Annotated in this window: 20 protein-coding genes; 13 read left to right on the top strand and 7 right to left on the bottom strand. The window is 68.1% G+C overall.

The features are described from left to right. Entirely contained in the window at positions 1–351 is a 351-nt protein-coding gene (gene hisI / locus ACFWPH_RS27710) for a phosphoribosyl-AMP cyclohydrolase (RefSeq protein ID WP_378755061.1), read from the top strand. Between the two features lie 298 nt (positions 352–649). Here hisI and ACFWPH_RS27715 read toward each other — a convergent pair whose 3' ends face one another. Further along, a complete protein-coding gene (locus ACFWPH_RS27715; RefSeq protein ID WP_378755062.1) occupies positions 650–1519 on the bottom strand; it encodes a sigma-70 family RNA polymerase sigma factor in 870 nt (289 codons plus the stop codon). Between the two features lie 153 nt (positions 1520–1672). Between ACFWPH_RS27715 and ACFWPH_RS27720 the strand changes: the two genes are divergently transcribed. Next, positions 1673–2029: a DoxX family protein gene (locus ACFWPH_RS27720; protein WP_378755099.1), complete on the top strand. Its 357-nt coding sequence runs from the start codon at positions 1673–1675 to the stop codon at positions 2027–2029. 77 nt (positions 2030–2106) lie between these two features. Here the strand turns inward: ACFWPH_RS27720 and ACFWPH_RS27725 are convergent, their stop codons facing one another. Together ACFWPH_RS27725 and ACFWPH_RS27730 are read right to left on the bottom strand one after the other, a co-directional pair. Next, the gene (locus ACFWPH_RS27725; protein ID WP_378755063.1) at positions 2107–2574 is read right to left on the bottom strand and encodes a MarR family winged helix-turn-helix transcriptional regulator; all 468 of its coding nucleotides are present in this window, start codon (positions 2572–2574) and stop codon (positions 2107–2109) included. A gap of 146 nt (positions 2575–2720) precedes the next feature. Then, entirely contained in the window at positions 2721–3185 is a 465-nt protein-coding gene (locus ACFWPH_RS27730; RefSeq protein WP_378755064.1) for a peroxiredoxin, read from the bottom strand. 78 nt (positions 3186–3263) lie between these two features. Here ACFWPH_RS27730 and ACFWPH_RS27735 point away from each other — a divergent pair, with 78 nt between their 5' ends. The 9 genes from ACFWPH_RS27735 (at position 3264) to ACFWPH_RS27775 (ending at position 14247) form a co-directional block, all read left to right on the top strand. Further along, entirely contained in the window at positions 3264–4844 is a 1581-nt protein-coding gene (locus tag ACFWPH_RS27735) for an anthranilate synthase component I (protein WP_378755065.1), read from the top strand. Continuing rightward, the gene (locus ACFWPH_RS27740) at positions 4841–6274 is read left to right on the top strand and encodes a TIGR02234 family membrane protein (protein WP_378755066.1); all 1434 of its coding nucleotides are present in this window, start codon (positions 4841–4843) and stop codon (positions 6272–6274) included. The genes ACFWPH_RS27735 and ACFWPH_RS27740 overlap by 4 nt, the downstream gene beginning before the upstream one ends. A 145-nt stretch (positions 6275–6419) precedes the next feature. Beyond that, positions 6420–7238 (top strand): indole-3-glycerol phosphate synthase TrpC, encoded by an 819-nt coding sequence (trpC, locus tag ACFWPH_RS27745; RefSeq protein ID WP_280415996.1) that lies wholly within the window; start codon positions 6420–6422, stop codon positions 7236–7238. Further along, positions 7235–8527: a tryptophan synthase subunit beta gene (gene trpB / locus ACFWPH_RS27750; protein WP_378755067.1), complete on the top strand. Its 1293-nt coding sequence runs from the start codon at positions 7235–7237 to the stop codon at positions 8525–8527. Before trpC ends, trpB begins: the two co-directional genes overlap by 4 nt. Next, positions 8524–9324: a tryptophan synthase subunit alpha gene (gene trpA, locus ACFWPH_RS27755; protein WP_378755069.1), complete on the top strand. Its 801-nt coding sequence runs from the start codon at positions 8524–8526 to the stop codon at positions 9322–9324. Before trpB ends, trpA begins: the two co-directional genes overlap by 4 nt. A gap of 123 nt (positions 9325–9447) precedes the next feature. Next, entirely contained in the window at positions 9448–10800 is a 1353-nt protein-coding gene (lgt, locus tag ACFWPH_RS27760; RefSeq protein ID WP_378755070.1) for a prolipoprotein diacylglyceryl transferase, read from the top strand. Positions 10801–11099: 299 nt separating this feature from the next. Next, the gene (locus ACFWPH_RS27765) at positions 11100–11696 is read left to right on the top strand and encodes a TM2 domain-containing protein (RefSeq protein ID WP_378755071.1); all 597 of its coding nucleotides are present in this window, start codon (positions 11100–11102) and stop codon (positions 11694–11696) included. A gap of 213 nt (positions 11697–11909) precedes the next feature. Further along, positions 11910–13328, top strand: coding sequence for a pyruvate kinase (gene pyk / locus ACFWPH_RS27770; protein ID WP_378755072.1), 1419 nt, complete (start codon positions 11910–11912; stop codon positions 13326–13328). 25 nt (positions 13329–13353) lie between these two features. Beyond that, positions 13354–14247, top strand: coding sequence for an acyl-CoA thioesterase (locus ACFWPH_RS27775; protein WP_378755073.1), 894 nt, complete (start codon positions 13354–13356; stop codon positions 14245–14247). Positions 14248–14263: 16 nt separating this feature from the next. Here ACFWPH_RS27775 and ACFWPH_RS27780 read toward each other — a convergent pair whose 3' ends face one another. The 4 genes from ACFWPH_RS27780 to ACFWPH_RS27795 form a co-directional block, all read right to left on the bottom strand. Beyond that, the gene (locus ACFWPH_RS27780; protein WP_378755074.1) at positions 14264–14671 is read right to left on the bottom strand and encodes a hypothetical protein; all 408 of its coding nucleotides are present in this window, start codon (positions 14669–14671) and stop codon (positions 14264–14266) included. Between the two features lie 126 nt (positions 14672–14797). Beyond that, positions 14798–15424 carry a low molecular weight phosphatase family protein gene (locus ACFWPH_RS27785; RefSeq protein ID WP_280463996.1) on the bottom strand — a complete coding sequence of 209 codons (627 nt, stop codon included), beginning with the start codon at positions 15422–15424 and terminating at the stop codon, positions 14798–14800. A 112-nt stretch (positions 15425–15536) separates the two neighbouring features. Continuing rightward, entirely contained in the window at positions 15537–15854 is a 318-nt protein-coding gene (locus ACFWPH_RS27790) for a hypothetical protein (protein ID WP_378755075.1), read from the bottom strand. Further along, complete coding sequence (locus ACFWPH_RS27795; RefSeq protein WP_378755076.1) at positions 15844–16095, bottom strand: hypothetical protein; 252 nt, start codon at positions 16093–16095, stop codon at positions 15844–15846. Before ACFWPH_RS27795 ends, ACFWPH_RS27790 begins: the two co-directional genes overlap by 11 nt. 222 nt (positions 16096–16317) lie before the next feature. Here ACFWPH_RS27795 and ACFWPH_RS27800 point away from each other — a divergent pair, with 222 nt between their 5' ends. Further along, positions 16318–17637: a helix-turn-helix domain-containing protein gene (locus ACFWPH_RS27800; protein ID WP_378755077.1), complete on the top strand. Its 1320-nt coding sequence runs from the start codon at positions 16318–16320 to the stop codon at positions 17635–17637. Then, on the top strand, positions 17634–18215 hold the full coding sequence (locus ACFWPH_RS27805; protein WP_378755078.1) for a GNAT family N-acetyltransferase: 582 nt from the start codon (positions 17634–17636) through the stop codon (positions 18213–18215). The genes ACFWPH_RS27800 and ACFWPH_RS27805 overlap by 4 nt, the downstream gene beginning before the upstream one ends. Positions 18216–18413 lie beyond the last annotated feature (198 nt).

Genomic DNA, 18413 nt, shown 5'->3' on the forward strand with positions numbered 1-18413 from the left:
ATGGCACTGGATCCGGCGATCGCCGCCCGGCTCAAACGTAACGATGCCGGGCTGGTGGCCGCGGTGGCGCAGGAACGCGCTACGGGCGCGGTGCTGATGATGGCGTGGATGGACGATGACGCGCTGGCCCGCACCCTCGAAACCCGCCGCGCCACCTACTATTCCCGGTCCCGCAAGCAGTACTGGGTCAAGGGGGAGACCTCCGGGCATACGCAGTACGTGCACGAGGTCCGGCTGGACTGCGACGGCGATACGGTGCTGCTGATAGTGGATCAGCGGGGCGCGGCCTGCCACACCGGCACGCATACCTGTTTCGACACCGACGTGCTGCTTCCGTCCGAACAGGTGTGACGGCGGGCCGGTTGCGACAGCGTACGGCGCTGTCGAGCACCCTGTGAAGTCACACCAGCAGGCCGACAGCAGGTGGCGGGACGCCCCCTTGAATCGGCGATAACTGCGCTGCTCGGCGGGGACGCCGGCGGCGACCGGGATCGGACGGGCATGTGTGCACCCGCCCCGACGACTACCGGTGCGTGGCCGCCGGCCGTCGATGGATAACGGAGAAACCGTGAGATCGCGGTCGGTCACCTCGTCGTATCGAGAACGGCCGAGGATATCCACAGCTCCCGAATGCAGAGAGCGCGCACGGTCAGCCCGGCGATATCGTCCCGGGCGTATAGCGGCTGATCTCGATTTCCCGGACGAGCCGGTCCTCGATCCGGAAACGGATGAGTGCGAAGGGGTGCCCGCCGGGCGCGATAACCGCCGCTGGGCTGCCGGCGAGGAGAAGTGTCGCGGTGACGGCGATCCGGTCGGCGAACAACCGTGTTTCCTCGGCGACGGCCGTTGCCCCGCGAACCTCGGTGGGCGCACCCGCCGGGAGCAGGCGCGGATCGGCGACCCGGGCGGCATCGGGCGCCAGCAGGGTGACCAGCCGGCTGATATCGCCGCCGCGGGCAGCGGCCAGGAAGGCCTCGACGATCTCGAGGTGCCCGGCGATCTCGCGCTGCCCGGAGGTGCCGGGGCCGCCTGTGCCGGATTCGGGCGGCCGCGCCTCGCGCAGCCTGCCGCGCGCCCGGCTGGCCAGTTTCTTCGCTGCCGCCGGGGTCGCGTCGAGTACGGCGGCGACCCGGTCGAACGGCACCGCGAAGAGATCGTGCAGCACATAGGCCACCCGCTGGGCCGGTGACAGTTCGCCGAGTAGTACTAGCAGGGCCCGGGACACGTCCTCGCGGCGGAGGAACGCTTCGTCGGCGCCGGCCTGTTCGCCGCCGATATCGTCGAGCAATAGCGGGAGTTCGCCGCGGCGCTCCCGGGCCCGGAGCTGATCGAGACACAACCGCGCCGTCACGGTGGTGAACCAGGCGTCCGGTTCGGCCACCTCGGAGAGGTCCGCCGTCTGCACCCGGGTCCACGCGGTCTGCACCGCATCCTCGGCATCCTGGTACGAGCCGACGATCCGGTGGGCGAGCGAGAGCAGCCGCGGGCGGGCCGCCTCGAACTTCTCGACCATTTCCACGAGCGCGTCACCTTTCGTGCGTGCGGGACGTCAGAAGGGGTGAGAACGAACCATCCGACGTGCACGCCCCCGAGGAGGCACCATGAGCGTACCGACCCCGCTATTCCCTTCCGGAACCGATCCAGCCCCCGGCGGCCACCGGTGAACGGGGCGATCGAGGTCGCACTGCTCGCCGCGACCGTGGGTTGCGTGCTCGTCAATGCGGCGGAGGTGGCCGCGAAGGCCGTGCGCGCGCAATTCGTGATGCAGAATTCCGGCGAGGTGGGCGTGGCGCCTGAATGGATTCCGTACCTGGCGGTGATCGAAGGTGCCGGGGTGGCCGGATTGGTGGCCGGATTGTTCGGGCTGGAGTCCATCGGGCTGGCCGCCGCGGTCGGGCTGGTGCTGTTCTTCGTGGGAGCGGTCGCCGCCCACATCCGGGCACGGGTGTTCCACAACATCGCGTTTCCCGGGGGTTTCCTGATGCTGGCGCTGGCCGCGACTGCCTTTTTCGCCTGGTCGGTGGGCTAGCCGGGATCGGGGTGGTCCCTACGCCGGCGAATCGGCGTAGGTGGCTGCCGCCCAGCGGCCCGGGAGCCCGGCCGGAACTATGGGGCGGTGCGGCCGAGGACGGTGCTCAGGTGGGTGGCGAGTGTATCGCCGAGATCCGCCATCGCCGCGGTCTGCTCGGCGTCGAGCCCGTCGAAGACCAGTCGGCGCACCACATCCATGTATCCGGGCGCGGCCTCCACGACCTTCTGGTGCCCCTCATCGGTGAGTTCGGCCAGGACACCGCGCCGCCCGGTGGTCGCGGTGCGCGTGGCCCAGCCCATCCGTTCGAGTTTGGAGACCACATGCGAAAGTCTCGATAGCGATGAATTTGCTCGATGCGCGAGCTCGCTCATCTGCAGCCGCCGGTCCGGCGCCTCCGAGAGCAGGGTGAGCACCCAGTACTCGAAATGAGTCACACCGGACTCGCGCTGCAGGTCGGTATCCAATGCCCCCGGCAAGCGGTTCAGCACCGCGACCACTGCGCGCCAGGCCCGTCCCTCGACCGGGTTCAGCCACTCCGTCACTAATCCGCCTTCTCTCCGGCCCGGTGACGATTCCGGCATATGTCACCGGGCTACCGAAGAAAAGTTTGCCACGACTTCGCTCGAACATGGGTCAACTCGGAAACGAAGGTGAGGCCATTCACACGAACGGGGCGGATCGAGGCCCGCTACGCGCTTTTTCGCGTGCGGAGAAAATCCAGTGCGCGGTCGGCGTGTACATTCGCGCGCAGTTCGCTGCTGATCACGGTGAGCACGCTGCGGTCGGTGTCGATGACGAAGGTATGCCGCTTCACCGGCATGAGCTTGCCCAGCAGCCCGCGTTTGACCCCGTAACTCGCCGCGACCGATCCGTCGGTATCCGACAGCAGCGGGTATTCCAGCCGCTGCGCCCCCGCGAACCCGGCCTGGACGTCGACGGCATCGGCGCTGATCCCCGCGCAACTCGCGCCCAGCGCCGCGAACTCGGCGGTGAGATCGCGGAAATGGCAGGCCTCGGCCGTACACACCGGTGTATTCGCGGCGGGATAGAAGAACAACACCAATGGCCCGCCGGCCAGCAGCGAATCGAGGGAACGGAGGACGCCGGTCTGATCCGGGAGTTCGAATACCGGGGCGGGCTGGCCGATCTGCATACCCGGACACTACCGCCGGCGGCGGGTCCCGCGGGGTGCGTCGCGCACGCCGGGCACCCGGCTGGAATGATGGTTCGAATGCACGGCGCGACCACTCCCGCGACTACCACCCGCGAACGATTCCACGAACTCGCCGCCGAACACCGGGTCGTCCCGGTGACCCGGAAGGTGCTGGCCGATTCGGAGACCCCGCTCTCGGCCTACCGCAAACTGGGCGGTGACCGGGCGGGCACGTTCCTGTTCGAATCCGCGGAGAACGGCCGATCCTGGTCGCGCTGGTCGTTCATCGGCGCGGGCAGCCCCTCGGCGCTCACCTCGGTCGACGGCGCCGCCACCTGGCTCGGCGCCACCCCCGCCGGTGCGCCCGCCGGTGGCGACCCACTGGGCGCCCTGCGCGAAACGCTCGAACTGTTGCGCACCGAACGGCTGCCCGGTCTGCCGCCGCTGACCGGCGGGATGGTCGGTTACCTCGGCTACGACGCGGTGCGCCGGATGGAACGCCTGCCCGAATACGCCGAAGACGATCTGCACCTGCCGGAAATGGTGCTGCTGCTGGCCACCGATCTGGCGGCGTTCGACCATCACGAAGGCGCGATCACGCTGATCGCCAATGCCGTCAACTGGAACGGTACGTCCGAGAATGTGGACGCCGCCTACGACGACGCCCTCGCCCGGCTCGACCGGATGACCGCCGCGCTGGCCGCGCCCGCCGTCTCCACGGTGTCCGTTTTCGACCAGCCCGAACCGGATTACCGGCGCGCCCGCACCCCGGACGAGTACGGCGCCGGGGTCCGCCGCCTGGTCTCGGAGATCGAGGCCGGGGAAGCGTTCCAGGTGGTGCTGTCGCAGCGTTTCGAAATGGACTACGGCGGCACCCCCATCGACCTCTACCGGATGTTGCGCGCGGCCAACCCGAGCCCGTACATGTTCCTGCTGCACATCCCGGACGGCGACGGGAACACCGCGTTCTCGATCGTCGGGTCCAGCCCGGAAGCGCTGGTGGCCGTACAGGACGGGGTCGCGACCACGCACCCCATCGCGGGTACCCGCTGGCGGGGCGCCACCGAGGAAGACGATCTGCTGCTCGAGAAGGGCCTGCTGGCCGACGAGAAGGAGAACGCCGAACATCTCATGCTCGTCGATCTCGGACGTAACGATCTGGGCCGGGTCTGTGTGCCCGGGACGGTGCGGGTCACCGAGTACCGCCATGTCGAGCGCTACAGCCATGTGATGCATCTGGTCTCCACGGTGACCGGGCGGCTGGCGCCGGGCAAGATCGCCCTCGACGCGGTGCGGGCCTGTTTCCCGGCGGGCACGCTGTCCGGCGCTCCCAAGGTGCGGGCCATGCAGTTGATCGAGGAACTCGAACCCACCCGGCGCGGGGTGTACGGCGGTGTGGTCGGCTACCTCGATTTCGCCGGTGACGCCGATACCGCGATCGCCATCCGCACCGCCCTCCTCAAGGACGGCACCGCCTACGTCCAGGCGGGCGCGGGTGTGGTGGCCGATTCCGAGGCCGAATACGAGGACACCGAATCCCGGAACAAGGCGATGGCGGTGCTGCGTGCGGTCGCCGCCGCCGAAACGGTCCGCGCCTTCGGTGACGAGGAGGCCGCCGACCGGGAATCGGTATCTGTGACGTCCGGAGGCGGCGTATGACGGCCGACGACCCCGCCCGCCGCCCGCCGACGGGGGACTCCGGCGGTGCAGCCCGGAGCGGCACCCCGGGCACCGGCGAGCCTGCAGACGACGCTGTAGAGGTCCCCGCGCCGAAAAGCGATGTCGCCTCCGGCGCCGACCCGGATACGAGCGATTCCGGCGGCGGAGCACCTGCAGGCGATACAGCAGGCGCGGACGCCGTTCGGACGGCCGAGACCGGGCCCGCGGCCGGCGGCACCGGCACGGACGGGACGGATCCGGTTACCGAAGCATCTGCTGCCGCCACGAACGGTGCGGGCTCTGTGGTGACGACCGGCCCGGATGCCGGAGCGACCGTCTCCGGCGCAGCGGGCGCGGACAGCAGTGTGACCGAACCGGATGGCGGTGTGCCCGGGCCTGGTACCGGGGTAAGTGCCGTCGGCGCACGTGGCGTGGGTGCGGGACCGACCGACCCCGGAGCGGATACCGGTTCACGTGGCGCTCACTCGGGCGCGACCGGCTCCGAATCGGTCGCCGCGCGACGCCGGCCGATCGACTGGGGCGACGACGAGATTGCACCTGCCGCCGAGGCCGGGACTGCCCGGGGCGGGCGGCAACCGGTTACCGCGCTGGCATTGCTCGCGCTCGGCGCCGCCGCGCTGTGGGGGTCCTCCCGGCTCACCTGGGTGACGGTGACCTCCGCGGACGGTTTGACCGAGCCGCGCACCGACGAACTGAACGGCGGGGTCTGGTTCGGTGCGCTGACGCCGCTGGCACTGGTTCTGCTGGCCGCCATCGCCGCCGTGCTGGCGACCCGGGGCTGGATGCGCCGGCTGGTCGGTGTGGTGGTCGCCCTGATCGCCGCCGTGACCGCGGTACCGGCGCTGGCGCTGCTCACCGGGTCCGGGGCCACTGAACAGCGGGCCACCGATCTGGCCGGGCTGCCGGGGCGTGCGCAGGTGCAGGAGCTGGTCACCTCGAGTGGTCCGGCCGCGCTCACGCTGTGCGGTGCGCTGGCCGCGTTCGGTGCGGGGCTGTTACTGGCCCGGATGCCGGCCGGTACCAAGCAGCTGTCCGGAAAATACGACAACCCGGCAACGCGGAAGGCCGCGGCCACCCAGGCGGTGCAGCAGCGCGGGTCCGGCGAGGTGCTGCCGGAACGGGTGCTGTGGGACGCGCTGGACGCCGGTGCCGACCCGACCGATCCGACCAGCCCGGACGCCCCGGACGCCCCGGACGCTGCGGCCGACGCGGACGCCCCGGACGCAGCGGACAAGCCGGTCGCCCGCCCCGCCGGCTCGGTGGACGACGCGGCCGGCCCGGCCGTCGCCCGCCCGGCGAACGAAACGGCTCGTTCCGCCCCGGCCGGATCGGTGAAACCGGCAGACCGGGACGCAACGGCCCGTGACACAGATCGCCCGGACGCCCCGCGGCCGGGCGATACCCCCTAGCAGGCCGGTCGCGGCCGGGTGACCCGCCCCCGGCGTCAGGGTGCCGCGGCCTGCCATTTACTCTTGTTCAGCATCGGTGAGACAGCTCCTGGGGGAATCCTTCAGGCAGTAATTTGCGTGTCTCCCCAGAAAGGATTCGAGCCAGATGACGGTACTCGACTCGATTCTCGACGGGGTCCGCTCGGATGTAGCCGCTCGGGAGGCGGTGCTCGACTTCCCCGCGGTGAAGGCAGCGGCCGCCGCCGCGCCCGCGCCGCTCGATGCGAAGGCGGCCCTGCTCGAAGACGGCATCGGTGTGATCGCCGAGGTCAAGCGGGCCAGTCCGTCCAAGGGCGCGCTCGCCGATATCGGTGACCCGGCCAGTCTGGCCAAAGCCTACGAAGACGGTGGCGCCCGGATCATCAGCGTGCTCACCGAGGGCCGGCGCTTCCACGGATCGCTGGACGATCTGGACGCCGTCCGCGCCACTGTCGATATTCCGGTGCTGCGCAAAGATTTCGTAGTCGGCCCGTACCAGATCCACGAGGCGCGGGCGCACGGCGCCGATGTGATCCTGCTGATCGTCGCCGCCCTGGAACAGGACACGCTGGCGTCGCTCATCGATCGCACCGAATCGCTCGGGATGACCGCGCTCGTCGAGGTGCATACCGAGGAGGAGGCCGATCGGGCTCTCACCGCGGGTGCGAGCGTGATCGGGGTGAACGCGCGCAACCTGAAAACTCTCGAGGTCGACCGGGACTGCTTCGCCCGGATCGCGCCGGGGCTACCCACGGAGGTCGTGCGGATCGCCGAATCCGGGGTCCGCGGCACCGCGGACCTGCTCGCGTATGCGGGCGCCGGCGCGGACGCGGTACTTGTCGGCGAGGGGTTGGTCACCAGTGGCGATCCCCGGGGCGCTGTCTCGGAGCTGGTCACCGCCGGTACGCATCCGTCCTGCCCGAAACCGGCGCGGCGGGGGCGATGATGGCGGCGTCCGGATCGTCCACCGACCAGGCACTGCCCGCCGCGAGCCGCGGGGTGGCGCAACGTAGTGAGCACGAACCCGACGAGGGCGGCCATTTCGGCGTCTACGGCGGCCGGCATGTGCCCGAGGCGCTGATGGCGGTGATCGAGGAGGTCACGGCCGAATACGACAAGGTCCGGCTGGACCCCGATTTCCTCGCCGAGCTCGATCGGCTGCAGCGCGACTACACCGGCCGTCCCTCGCCGGTCTTCGAATGCACCGGGCTGGCCGAGCATGCCGGTGGTGCGCGGATCCTGCTGAAACGCGAGGATCTGAACCACACCGGCTCGCACAAGATCAACAACGTGCTGGGGCAGGCGCTGCTGGCCAAGCGGATGGGTAAGACCCGGATCATCGCCGAGACCGGCGCGGGGCAGCACGGGGTCGCCACGGCGACCGCCTGCGCCCTGCTCGGGTTGCGCTGCATCATCTACATGGGTGCGGTCGATACCGCCCGGCAGGCCCTGAATGTGGCCCGGATGCGGCTGCTCGGCGCCGAGGTCATCTCGGTGACCCTCGGTTCGCAGACGCTCAAGGACGCGATCAACGAGGCCTTGCGTGACTGGGTCACCAATGCCGACGACACCTACTACTGTTTCGGCACCGCCGCCGGGCCTCATCCGTTCCCGATGATGGTCCGCGATTTCCAGCGGGTCGTCGGACTGGAGGCCCGGGCCCAGGTCCAGAGCCTGGCCGGTCGGCTGCCCGACGCCGTCGCCGCCTGTGTGGGCGGGGGATCCAATGCGATCGGCATCTTCCATGCCTTCATCGACGACCCCGGGGTTCGGCTGGTCGGCTACGAAGCCGCCGGTGACGGCGTGGAAACCGGCCGGCACGCGGCGACCTTCGCCGGTGGCTCGCCGGGCGCCTTCCAGGGCGCCTACTCGTACCTGCTGCAGGACGAGGACGGCCAGACCATCGAATCGCATTCCATTTCGGCCGGCCTGGACTATCCGGGCGTGGGCCCCGAGCACGCGTTCCTGAAGGATACCGGCCGCGCCGAATACCTGCCGGTCACCGATACCGCCGCGATGGACGCGCTGCTGCTGCTCAGCCGTACCGAGGGCATCATCCCGGCCATCGAATCCGCGCACGCGGTCGCCGGGGCGCTCGAACTGGGCCGCGAGCTCGGCGAGGGCGCGATCATCCTGGTGAACCTGTCCGGGCGCGGCGACAAGGATATGGATACCGCCGCCCGCTGGTTCGGGCTCTTCGACGATCCGGACACCGGCAAGGAGAACGGTCAGTGAGTTCCGAATCCCGTCTCGGCGCCACTTTCGCCGCCTGCAAGGCCGATAACCGCGCGGCGCTCATCGGCTACCTGCCGGCCGGCTACCCGGACCTCGAGGGGTCGCGCAAGGTCGTGCGGGCGATGGTCGAATCCGGTTGCGATATCGTCGAAGTCGGCGTCGCCTATTCCGATCCGGTGATGGACGGGCCGACCATCCAGGCCGCCGCCGATCAGGCGCTGCGCGGCGGGGTCCGGGTCCGCGATGTGTTCTCCGTGGTCGAAGCGGTGGCCGACGCGGGTGCTCAGGCGGTGGTGATGAGCTACTGGAATCCGGTGCTCAAATACGGCGTCGACCGGTTCGCCGGTGATCTCGCCGCCGCCGGTGGCGCCGGCATCATCACCCCCAATCTCATTCCCGAGGAAGCCGGCGACTGGTTCAGCGCCTCCGCCGCGCACCACCTCGACCGGATCTTCCTGGTGGCGCCCTCGTCGACCGAGGAACGCCTCGCCGCCACCCTCGACGCCAGTTCGGGTTTCGTCTACGCCGCGTCGACCATGGGCGTCACCGGCGCCCGGGACGCGGTCTCGACCATGGCCCCCGCGCTGTGCGCCCGGGTGCGCGAGCACAGCGATATTCCGATCGGGGTCGGCCTCGGGGTCCGCTCCGGGGCGCAGGCGGCCGAGATCGCCGCCTACGCCGACGGGGTGATCGTCGGCTCCGCACTGGTCAGCGCCGCCGCCGAGGGGCTGGACGCGGTCCGCGCCCTGACCGCGGAACTGGCCGGTGGTGTCCGCGCCGCCGCTGTCGCCTCCTGAGCCGGCCACCGCGCGCATGTCACCCCGGTAAGAAGCCCGGCCGGGCACCTGGCCGGGCGGGTGCCGAACACGCGAGCCGGAGGCCGGACTTGCCAACGTGGCCTCCTGGACTACGGTTGCCCCGTGACCGTTCTCGCCGTACCGGAAACCACCTCGACCGCCGTATCGCCCGCCACCGAGCTGCTGGCCTATCTGCCCAGCCCGCCGCAGGGTGTCTGGGAGATCGGGCCGTTCCCGCTCCGCGCGTACGCGATCTGCATCATCGTCGGGATCATCGTCGCCATCTGGTGGGGCGAGAAACGCTGGCAGGCTCGCGGTGGTGAGGCGGGCGCGATTTTGGACGTCGCCGTTTTCGCCGTACCGTTCGGGCTGATCGGCGGCCGGATCTACCACGTCGCCACCGATTGGCAGAAGTACTTCGGCGCGGACGGCAACCCCATGGACGCCCTGAAGATCTACCAGGGCGGTCTCGGCATCTGGGGGGCGGTGTTCTTCGGCGCGATCGGTGCCTGGATCGCCTGCCGGATCTACAAGATCCCGCTGCCCGCACTCGGTGACGCGATCGCCCCGCCGATCCTGCTCGCCCAGGCCATCGGCCGGCTCGGCAACTACTTCAACCAGGAGCTCTACGGCCGCGAAACCGATCTGCCGTGGGGCCTGGAGATCTATCTGCGCTTCGACGAAGCCGGCCGGCTCGACATGATGAACGGTGTTTCCTCGGGCGAGGTCCATTCCGTCGTGCATCCGACATTCCTCTACGAGCTGCTCTGGAATGTCGCGGTAGTGCTCGCGCTGGTCTATATCGACCGCCGTTTCCGCATCGGGCACGGTCGGCTGTTCGCCCTGTACGTCGCGGGGTACTGCTTCGGGCGCTTCTTCGTCGAACTCATGCGCGACGACGAGGCCACCCAGATCGCCGGTATCCGGATCAACTCCTTCACCTCCGGCCTGGTCTTCCTGGCCGCGATCGCGTACGTCCTGTTCGCCACCAAGGGCCGGGAAACTCCGGAACAGCTCCGCCCCGGGTGGGGACCACGCCCGTGGCCCTGGCAGTTCGGTGCGTTGCGGGCTGCGGGCGAGGCGTCCGAGACCGGTTCCGGCGCGGAAGCTTCCGCCGCACCCGATTCCGAAACCGGAAACGAGCCCGGGGAGTCCGGTCCTGCCGATCCGCTCGCCAAGGCGGCGGCGTCGAAGGAGGGCGGCGAGTCCGGCACCGGCGATCCGCTCGCGAAGCCGAAGACAGCCAGCGAGTCGGCGAAAACGGACGACCCCGCCGATTCCGCGGCTGGCCCGCAAGATTCGTCCGCCGAGGCCGACCCCGCGGAACCGGGCGGGTCCGCGGGGCCGCCGAAATCCGCGACAAGCGAAGAGGCCGTCGACCCGAAGTCCAGCGCGAACGAATCCGACGCTGCACACACCGATTCCGTGTCACCAGCGGATACGGATTCCGCGGCCACCGCACCGAAGAATCCCTGAGCCGACCGGAACAGCCCTCCATAGCCCACCTCGAGGTACGGGCCCGAACCTCGCGCCGCCGGAGGCAGCGCCTGACACAGCGGGGGGAGCAAGCAGGGAACAGCGAGACAAATACTCCCCGCGGGCCCTGCGCCGAAGAATCCCTCCCATGACTGCCCACCTGAATGGTTCGGGGCCCGTCTCGTTCTGGAGCGACGGAGCGGAGGAGTGAAGCGGAGGAGCGGAGGAGTGAAGAACGAGACCAAGGGGGCCCCGAACCCCGCGCCGCCGGAGGCGGCGCCAATAACACAGGAGGAGCAGTGACCGATCCGTACCAGCAGGGCGGACCGCAGTACGGCCCGCCGGGCACCGGCCCGGATCTGGGTAAATCACCGGGGTATCCGTCACAGCCACCAGCGCAGCCCTACCCGTCCCAGCCGTACCCCTCGCAGCCGCAGCAGTACCCCTCGCAGCCGCAGGCGTATCCGGGGCAGCCCGATCCGCAGTACGGGGCCGCACCGGGCTACGGGCAGCCGGCCCCCGGGTACGGGCAGCAGGATCCCGCATACGGGCAGCCGGGCGCGTACGGTCAGCCGGGCGCATACGGTCAGCCGGGGCCCGGCTACGGCGCGCCCATGGGTTACAACCCGATGGATCCGGAAGCCCCCTACGGCCGGGATATGTACGGGGTGCCGCTGTCGGACAAGCAGAAGCTGGTGGCGGGTCTGCTACAGATCTTCTTCGGTTCCCTCGGGATCGGCCGGTTCTACCTCGGTGATACCGGCATGGGTGTCGGCCAGATCGCGGCCAGCATTTTCACCTGCGGTATCGCCGGGTCGATCTGGGGACTGATCGACGGCATCCTGATTCTCACCGGCAAGGTGACCGATACCTACGGTCGTCCACTGCGGGACTGAATCATCCCGGTAGGCAGAGTGCGGGTCCACCCACGGTGGGCCCGCATTCGGGTATCCGGGTCGATTCGTAGCGCCGAGGTAACGGTCGCGTAAGGACCCCGGTTCATCCTGAGACGGGCGGCGTTGGGTCGCCGTTCACTCAGAGTTCGGCGTTCCCGACGCCGCCCGCGGGCCGGGCGGGACGCCGTACCCCGGCAGGATTAGGCTCGACACGTGATGCGACGGACGAAGATTGTGTGCACCCTCGGCCCGGCCACTGCCACCGAGGAACGTATTCGAGAGCTCGTCGAAAGCGGTATGGACGTCGCCCGGCTGAATTTCAGCCACGGCGAGCACTCCGACCACGCCGAAAACTACAAGAAGGTGCGGCAGGCCTGCGAAGATCTCGGCCGCGCCGTCGGTATTCTCGCCGATCTGCAAGGCCCCAAGATCCGCCTGGGGCGTTTCGCCGAGGAACGCACCCTCTGGGCGACCGGTGAGGTCGTCCGCATCACCGTCGACGATATCGTCGGTGATCACGACCGCGTCTCCACCACCTACAAACAGCTCGCCGAAGACGCCAAATCCGGTGACCGGCTGCTCGTCGACGACGGCAAGGTCGGGCTGGAGGTGATCCGCGTCGAGGGCAACGACGTGGTGTGCGAGGTGACCGAGGGCGGCCCGGTCAGCAACAACAAGGGTGTGTCGCTGCCGGGGATGGATGTCTCGGTGCCCGCGCTCTCCGAAAAGGACATCGAAGATCTGGAATTCGCGCTGAACCTGGGCGTGGATTTCATCGCGCTCTCGTTCGTCCGCTCACCGTCGGATATCGAGCTGGTCCACGATGTGATGGACCGGGTGGGCCGGCGGGTCCCGGTGATCGGCAAACTGGAGAAGCCCGAGGCGATCGACAACCTCGAGGCCGTGGTGCTGGCCTTCGACGCGGTGATGGTGGCCCGCGGCGACCTCGGTGTCGAATTGCCGCTCGAGCAGGTGCCGATCGTGCAGAAGCGCGCCATCCAGATGGCGCGGGAGAATGCGAAACCGGTGATCGTCGCGACCCAGATGCTCGAATCCATGATCGAGAATTCGCGCCCCACCCGCGCCGAGGCCTCCGATGTGGCCAATGCGGTCCTCGACGGCGCCGACGCGGTGATGCTGTCCGGTGAGACCTCGGTCGGCAAGTATCCGATCGAGACCGTGCGCACCATGGCGCGCATCGTGCACGCGGTGGAAACCGAATCCACCAATGTGCCGCCGCTGACGCATACACCGCGCACCAAACGCGGTGTCATCTCGTATGCCGCCCGCGATATCGGGGAACGGCTCAACGCCAAGGCGCTGGTGGCGTTCACTCAGTCCGGCGATACGGTGCGCCGTCTGGCCCGCCTGCACACCCCGATTCCGCTGCTGGCGTTCACCCCCCTTCCGGAGGTGCGCAGCCAGCTGGCGCTCACCTGGGGCACCGAAACCTTCATCGTGCCCACCGTGGACAGCACGGACGCGATGATCAAACAGGTCGATCAGGCGCTGCTGAGCATGAACCGCTACGCCAAGGGCGACCTCGTGGTCATTGTGGCGGGCTCCCCACCGGGTACCGTCGGGTCCACGAACCTGATCCACGTGCACCGTATCGGCGAGGAGGACCACTGATGCCGAGCAAACCCCGAGTCGCCCGGTGAGCGCGCCGGTCGACGCGACCGTCACCGACCGGCACCGCGATCTCGACACCCTGCTGGAGCTGCTGGACCTGGAGGAGGTGTCCGAGGATGTGTTCCGCGGGCACCATCCGGAGAAGGTCGCCAGCCGCACCTTCGGTGGACAGCTCGTCTCGCAGGCGGTGATCGCCGCCGGCCGCACGGCCGGCGATCGGCCGATCCACGTGCTCAACGCGCATTTCGTGCGGGGCGGCGATGTGAAGAAGCCCATCGATTTCCACGTCGAACGTCATCGTGACGGCCGCGCGTTCGCCAACCGCACCGTTACCGCGGTCCAGGACGGCCAGGAACTGTTCGTCATGCTGGCCTCCTTCCAGGAGTGGGGCAAGGGGCTCGAACACGCGCACGAACGACCGGAGGTCCCGGATCCGGAGACGCTGCCGCGGATCCAGGAGAGTTTCGCCGGGTTCGAGGACAAGCTGGAGATGTTCGTCAACGCTCCGCACCCGATCGATATGCGCTACACCAACGATCCGGCCTGGATCCTCAAGGGCACCGGCGAGAAGCTGAACCACAATCGTGTGTGGATGCGCGCCGACGGCACCCTGCCCGACGATCCGCTGCTCCATGTGGCCGCATTGAGCTATTCCTCCGACACCACGGTGCTGGATTCGATCATCACCACGCACGGCCTGTCGTGGGGTCTGGACCGGATCGTCGCCGCCACGGTGAACCATTCCATCTGGTTCCACCGCCCGTTCCGGTTCGACGAATGGGCGCTGTACGCCACCGAATCGCCCGTGGCCGCGGGCTCACGGGGGCTGGCGACCGGGCGTTTCTACTCGCGGTCGGGCGATCTGCTGGCCACCACCGTGCAGGAAGGCGTTATCCGCCATTTCCCGGCGCGGCGCTGACCGCCGGCCGAGCGGTTCAGAGCCGCTCGGCCAGTAGCGGCTCGAGATCGATATCGGTGCGCTGTTCGGCACTGAGCGTGAACGGTGCTCCGGGGCCGAGTTCGTCCAGGCCCCGCCGCAGCCGGTGCTCCAGCGCATCGATATAGCCGTCGGTCAGTTCGGCCGGATCGCCGGCCAGGCTCAGCGCGATCTCGAACGTCGCGTGCCCGCAGGGTTCCGCGCCGGGATTCCCGGCGCGCCAGCGGCTGTCGAATTCCCGGTGCCGTGAATCGTCCTCGGCGACGGGCAGCGTGCACCGCCACGCGCAGACCTCACCGTCATCGAGGTGTTCGGCCAGATCGGTGCGTACGGACTCGACGAGTCTGTCCAGGGTTTCCGGTGTCACATACACATGAAGCGAAACATCCGAAATGCGTTTCGGCATGCGCGATTCCTGTCGTGTGTCGAACCTGCAACGGGATGGGATTCTCGGTGTTCCGGACCGCGAGTGTAGTGGGCGCGGGCAGGAAAGTCAGACTCCGAGTCACCATCGTTGTCTTTCGCCGAAAATTCACGCGTACCAGCCGTTGTGCTGGGCGGCCACCAGCGGTGACAGTCGCGCCTGCGGCGGGGCCGGCTGTACCACCAGCGGCGGCCGCCCCCACTGCCGCTCGGCCGGTGTACTCACCGGCGCCAAGGCCACCAGCAGCGGTACCAGTGCTTCGGCGATCGTATCCCCGACCTCGCAATACGCCTGCGCCGAAAGCCCCACCGGATCGCCGATGTTCTCCCGCCCCACCATCGACAGGTTGTGCCGGCTGCGATGCAGTTCGGCCACGCTACGCGCCCCCGTTACCCGCGCGATCCGATGCGCCTCCAGCAACGTGAAAGTCCGTGGCATCGCCGACCCCATCTCGGCAACTTCGTCCCGGATGTTCTCAGTCATGGTGAGAACGAGATCCGCCCGATCGATATGCTCGGCTTTGAGCTTGCGGGCCCGGAAGTCACCCGGATCCCCGCCCAGCCCGGTGATGGCCTCGGCAGCCCGCGGTTCCACCGGAAACCCCACCAGGGCCCGGGTCCCGGCGCTTTCGGCGGTGATCCCGGTCAGCCGGTATTCGACCGCGATGGAACGGGTGAGTCGTTCGGCGATCACCGAACGGCACACATTGCCATTGCAGACGAACAGGATGTGCATGCGGCTACGGTAAGTCGCCCGCGACCTGCGCAGAACCGGTGTTCGCTCAATATCACACCGCCCCGCCGGTGAATTCATCTCCGCTTAGCACGTTGTTTCTCTGCACTGCTTTTCACGGCAGCCAAGTGCCGTCGGCGGCGACGATATCGGCGAGCCCGGTCACCGCTTGCCATAGTCGCTCGGCCCGGATCTCGGCAGCAGTGAGATGCGAGATCACCACTACTTCGGCGTTGTGTTCGAAGATGTGCTGGACGGCGATCAGTGTGACCAGTTTCGGCGCCGAGGGCCCGAAGACCGTGAACACCACCTCGAGGCAGTGGTGAGCGATGAGTTCGTCCAAGCCGGAGATTTCGGTGCCGTATGAGCGGACGACGATCGCGCGTCGCCGGTTCTCTGCGATCCGGTACGGGACCGCAACCTCAGCGGGCACGTCGTACCTCACTCGGATGCGCGGCGCGCCACCGGGCGATCACCCCGTCCACCTCGGATTGGGCGGTCGGCTGTACGGCGGTTGCCGGCATATCGAGTGCGCGTAGCCCATCGAGACACAGTTCGATGGTTTCGCGGTCGCAGCATTCGGCTTCACCCCACAGGCGAACCGTCGCGGATAGCGCCTCGGTGGTCGCCCGCCTCGGCAGCGGTGGCAGGGGCTGGGTTTCCTCGCTGTGCATGGCGTCTCCTGATGATGTGGTCCCGTTGCGGAGCGCCCGGCGCCGGGGTAATCCACTGCATCGGCGAGATGCGGTACCGAATGTTGTGGTTTCTGTGCCCACCCGGCGCCGGGGCTGCTCTCAGCCTCACTCGCCCACTGCTTCCGGAGAAGCCTCGAAAAGACCACGGAGGGAATATGCTTCGGATAACAAGCAGGTGGCACATGACTTTCGAGGGGCGGGATGACGGTCAGTAGATGGACGAGAACGGAAGTCCGGGCGCTCCGCGAGGCCGCGCTCCGCGAAACTCAAGAGGAATTTGCGGAACGGGCCGGGTATACGCTCGCGACGATCAAGAAATGGCATCGGGCGACATGGGATAAGCCGGTGCGGGCGCGTTCGGCGGAAACGCTCGACACGATGCTGCGCGATCTGGACACCGATCAACGTGCCCGGTTCGACGCGGAAACAGCGGCCGTGAGCGATCCTGCGCAGCGTAGCGTGGAGGTCGTCAGACAGTCGAGTATGACGCTCGGTATGTATGCCTGGGAAGTCGATAGTTGTATGAGGCGTCGTGAATTCGGGAAACTGGCCACTGCGGTCACCGTGACGGCAGTGGCCTGGCCGTTCGGAGAACGTATCGGATCGACAGACGCGCAGCGCCTGCTGAGAGCTGTTCACGAGCTGGGGGAGCAGGACCAGCAGATCGGCGGCGGTGCCCTGGTGCAAAGCGCGCTCGAACAGCTCGCACACGCCAAACACACCTTGGATACCGCGAGCTACGACACCACGACCGATAACGCCTTTGCTTCGGCTACAGGGTATTTGGCTGTGCTCGCAGGCTGGCTCGCCTACGATTCCGACCTTCACCAGGTGGCGCGGCGTTGTTATGCCGATGCCCTCGCGCTGGGTAGCGAAGCGGGTGACGAGGACCTGGTATCCCACACCTGCCTGTATTCGGCGAACCAGTCGATCTCTCTTGCCCGTGACAGACAGGGGAGTCCGCACCACGCCTTGAAACTGATCGACCGTGCCCGCGTACTGATGCGCGGCCGGCCGCCGGGGCGCATCCACGCATTGATTGCTGTGCGAGAAGCCCAGACGTGGGCACTGCTCGGAGACCGGATGGGATTCGGCCGCGCTATCGGTACTGCATGGCGCGAGTTGGAGCAGGCCATCGGTTTTGAACCGCTAGAAGAGTGCCCCCAGTGGCTACGGTTCGTGTCGGCCTCGGAAATACGCGGACACGAGGCACGCGGTTACGGCGAGATAGGCGAAACAGCCAAGAGCATCGAGCTTCTCGAAACTGCGGCGGCAGAGGAGACAGGCACCCGCAACGCTGTCAATGACCGGGCGCACGCCGCCGTAGCGCATGCCTGCATGGGTGATGTCGAGTCGGCTCTCGCCTTGGGGACAGCCGTGCTGGCCGACCTGGCGAATGTCACGTCGAGCCGGACACTGCGAGTGATGGAACCGATCCGAACTCTCGACCATCCTGCGGCCGCAGAGTTTCGCGACGGGTTCGCAGCACTGGTGGATTCCACAAGGAAGGAAATGGTGTGATCGAACCAGAGTTTCGGCAGCACACTGCCGCCCAGGCCCGCGAGATACGAGCCACTGTCGAAGACGTCTACCGGCGTTCTTACATCGATGCGATCGCTTCCGGTGACCCGTTCGATTCCCCTGAAGCGTTCATGCACAGGTTCGACGCCTACACCGACCCGGCACGCAGCTGGGGGTTCGATCTGGTGGTGGCATATCTCGACAGTGCTGCGGCAGGGCAGACGTGGGGCTGGCCGCTTCGACCGGGCGCAGCGGGGTGGGGCGGCCTTCACCTGGACGACGGCGGTCTGGATGACGGCGACCTGGATGAGTTCACCGCCGAGACCGGTGACCGGACATTCGCCCTGTCGGAGATCATGGTGTGCGCCGACCACACCGGCCGCGGACTCGCCCGCGCATTGCACGACGAGCTGCTGCGTGGCCGGTCCGAGCAACGCGCGACATTGCTGGTGGAACCGGACAACGAGCGCGCCTACTCGCGATATCGCACATGGGGCTGGTACCGGGTCGGTTGGCTGCGCCCGAACTGGGAGAACGCCCCGACATTCGATGTGTTGATGCACAACTTGCCGCTATGAATCGGCCCGGCTGTCCGGAGGCCAACTCGATAGCCCCGTAGACGAGACAGGAGATCCGGCGCTGAGTCGGGAGCCTACTGTTGATGAACTGCGTCGTAGATTCTGACCAGTCCCCGATAACGCGACCACCCGGTTTCAGAGTCGGTTTGTCGTGATCGGTGTTCAGTTGATGTCGCAGTCCACCGGGTGGTGGGTGTG

It is taken from the genome of Nocardia sp. NPDC058499 (genome assembly GCF_042719915.1).
In the GTDB taxonomy this organism is placed as follows: Bacteria; Actinomycetota; Actinomycetes; order Mycobacteriales; family Mycobacteriaceae; genus Nocardia.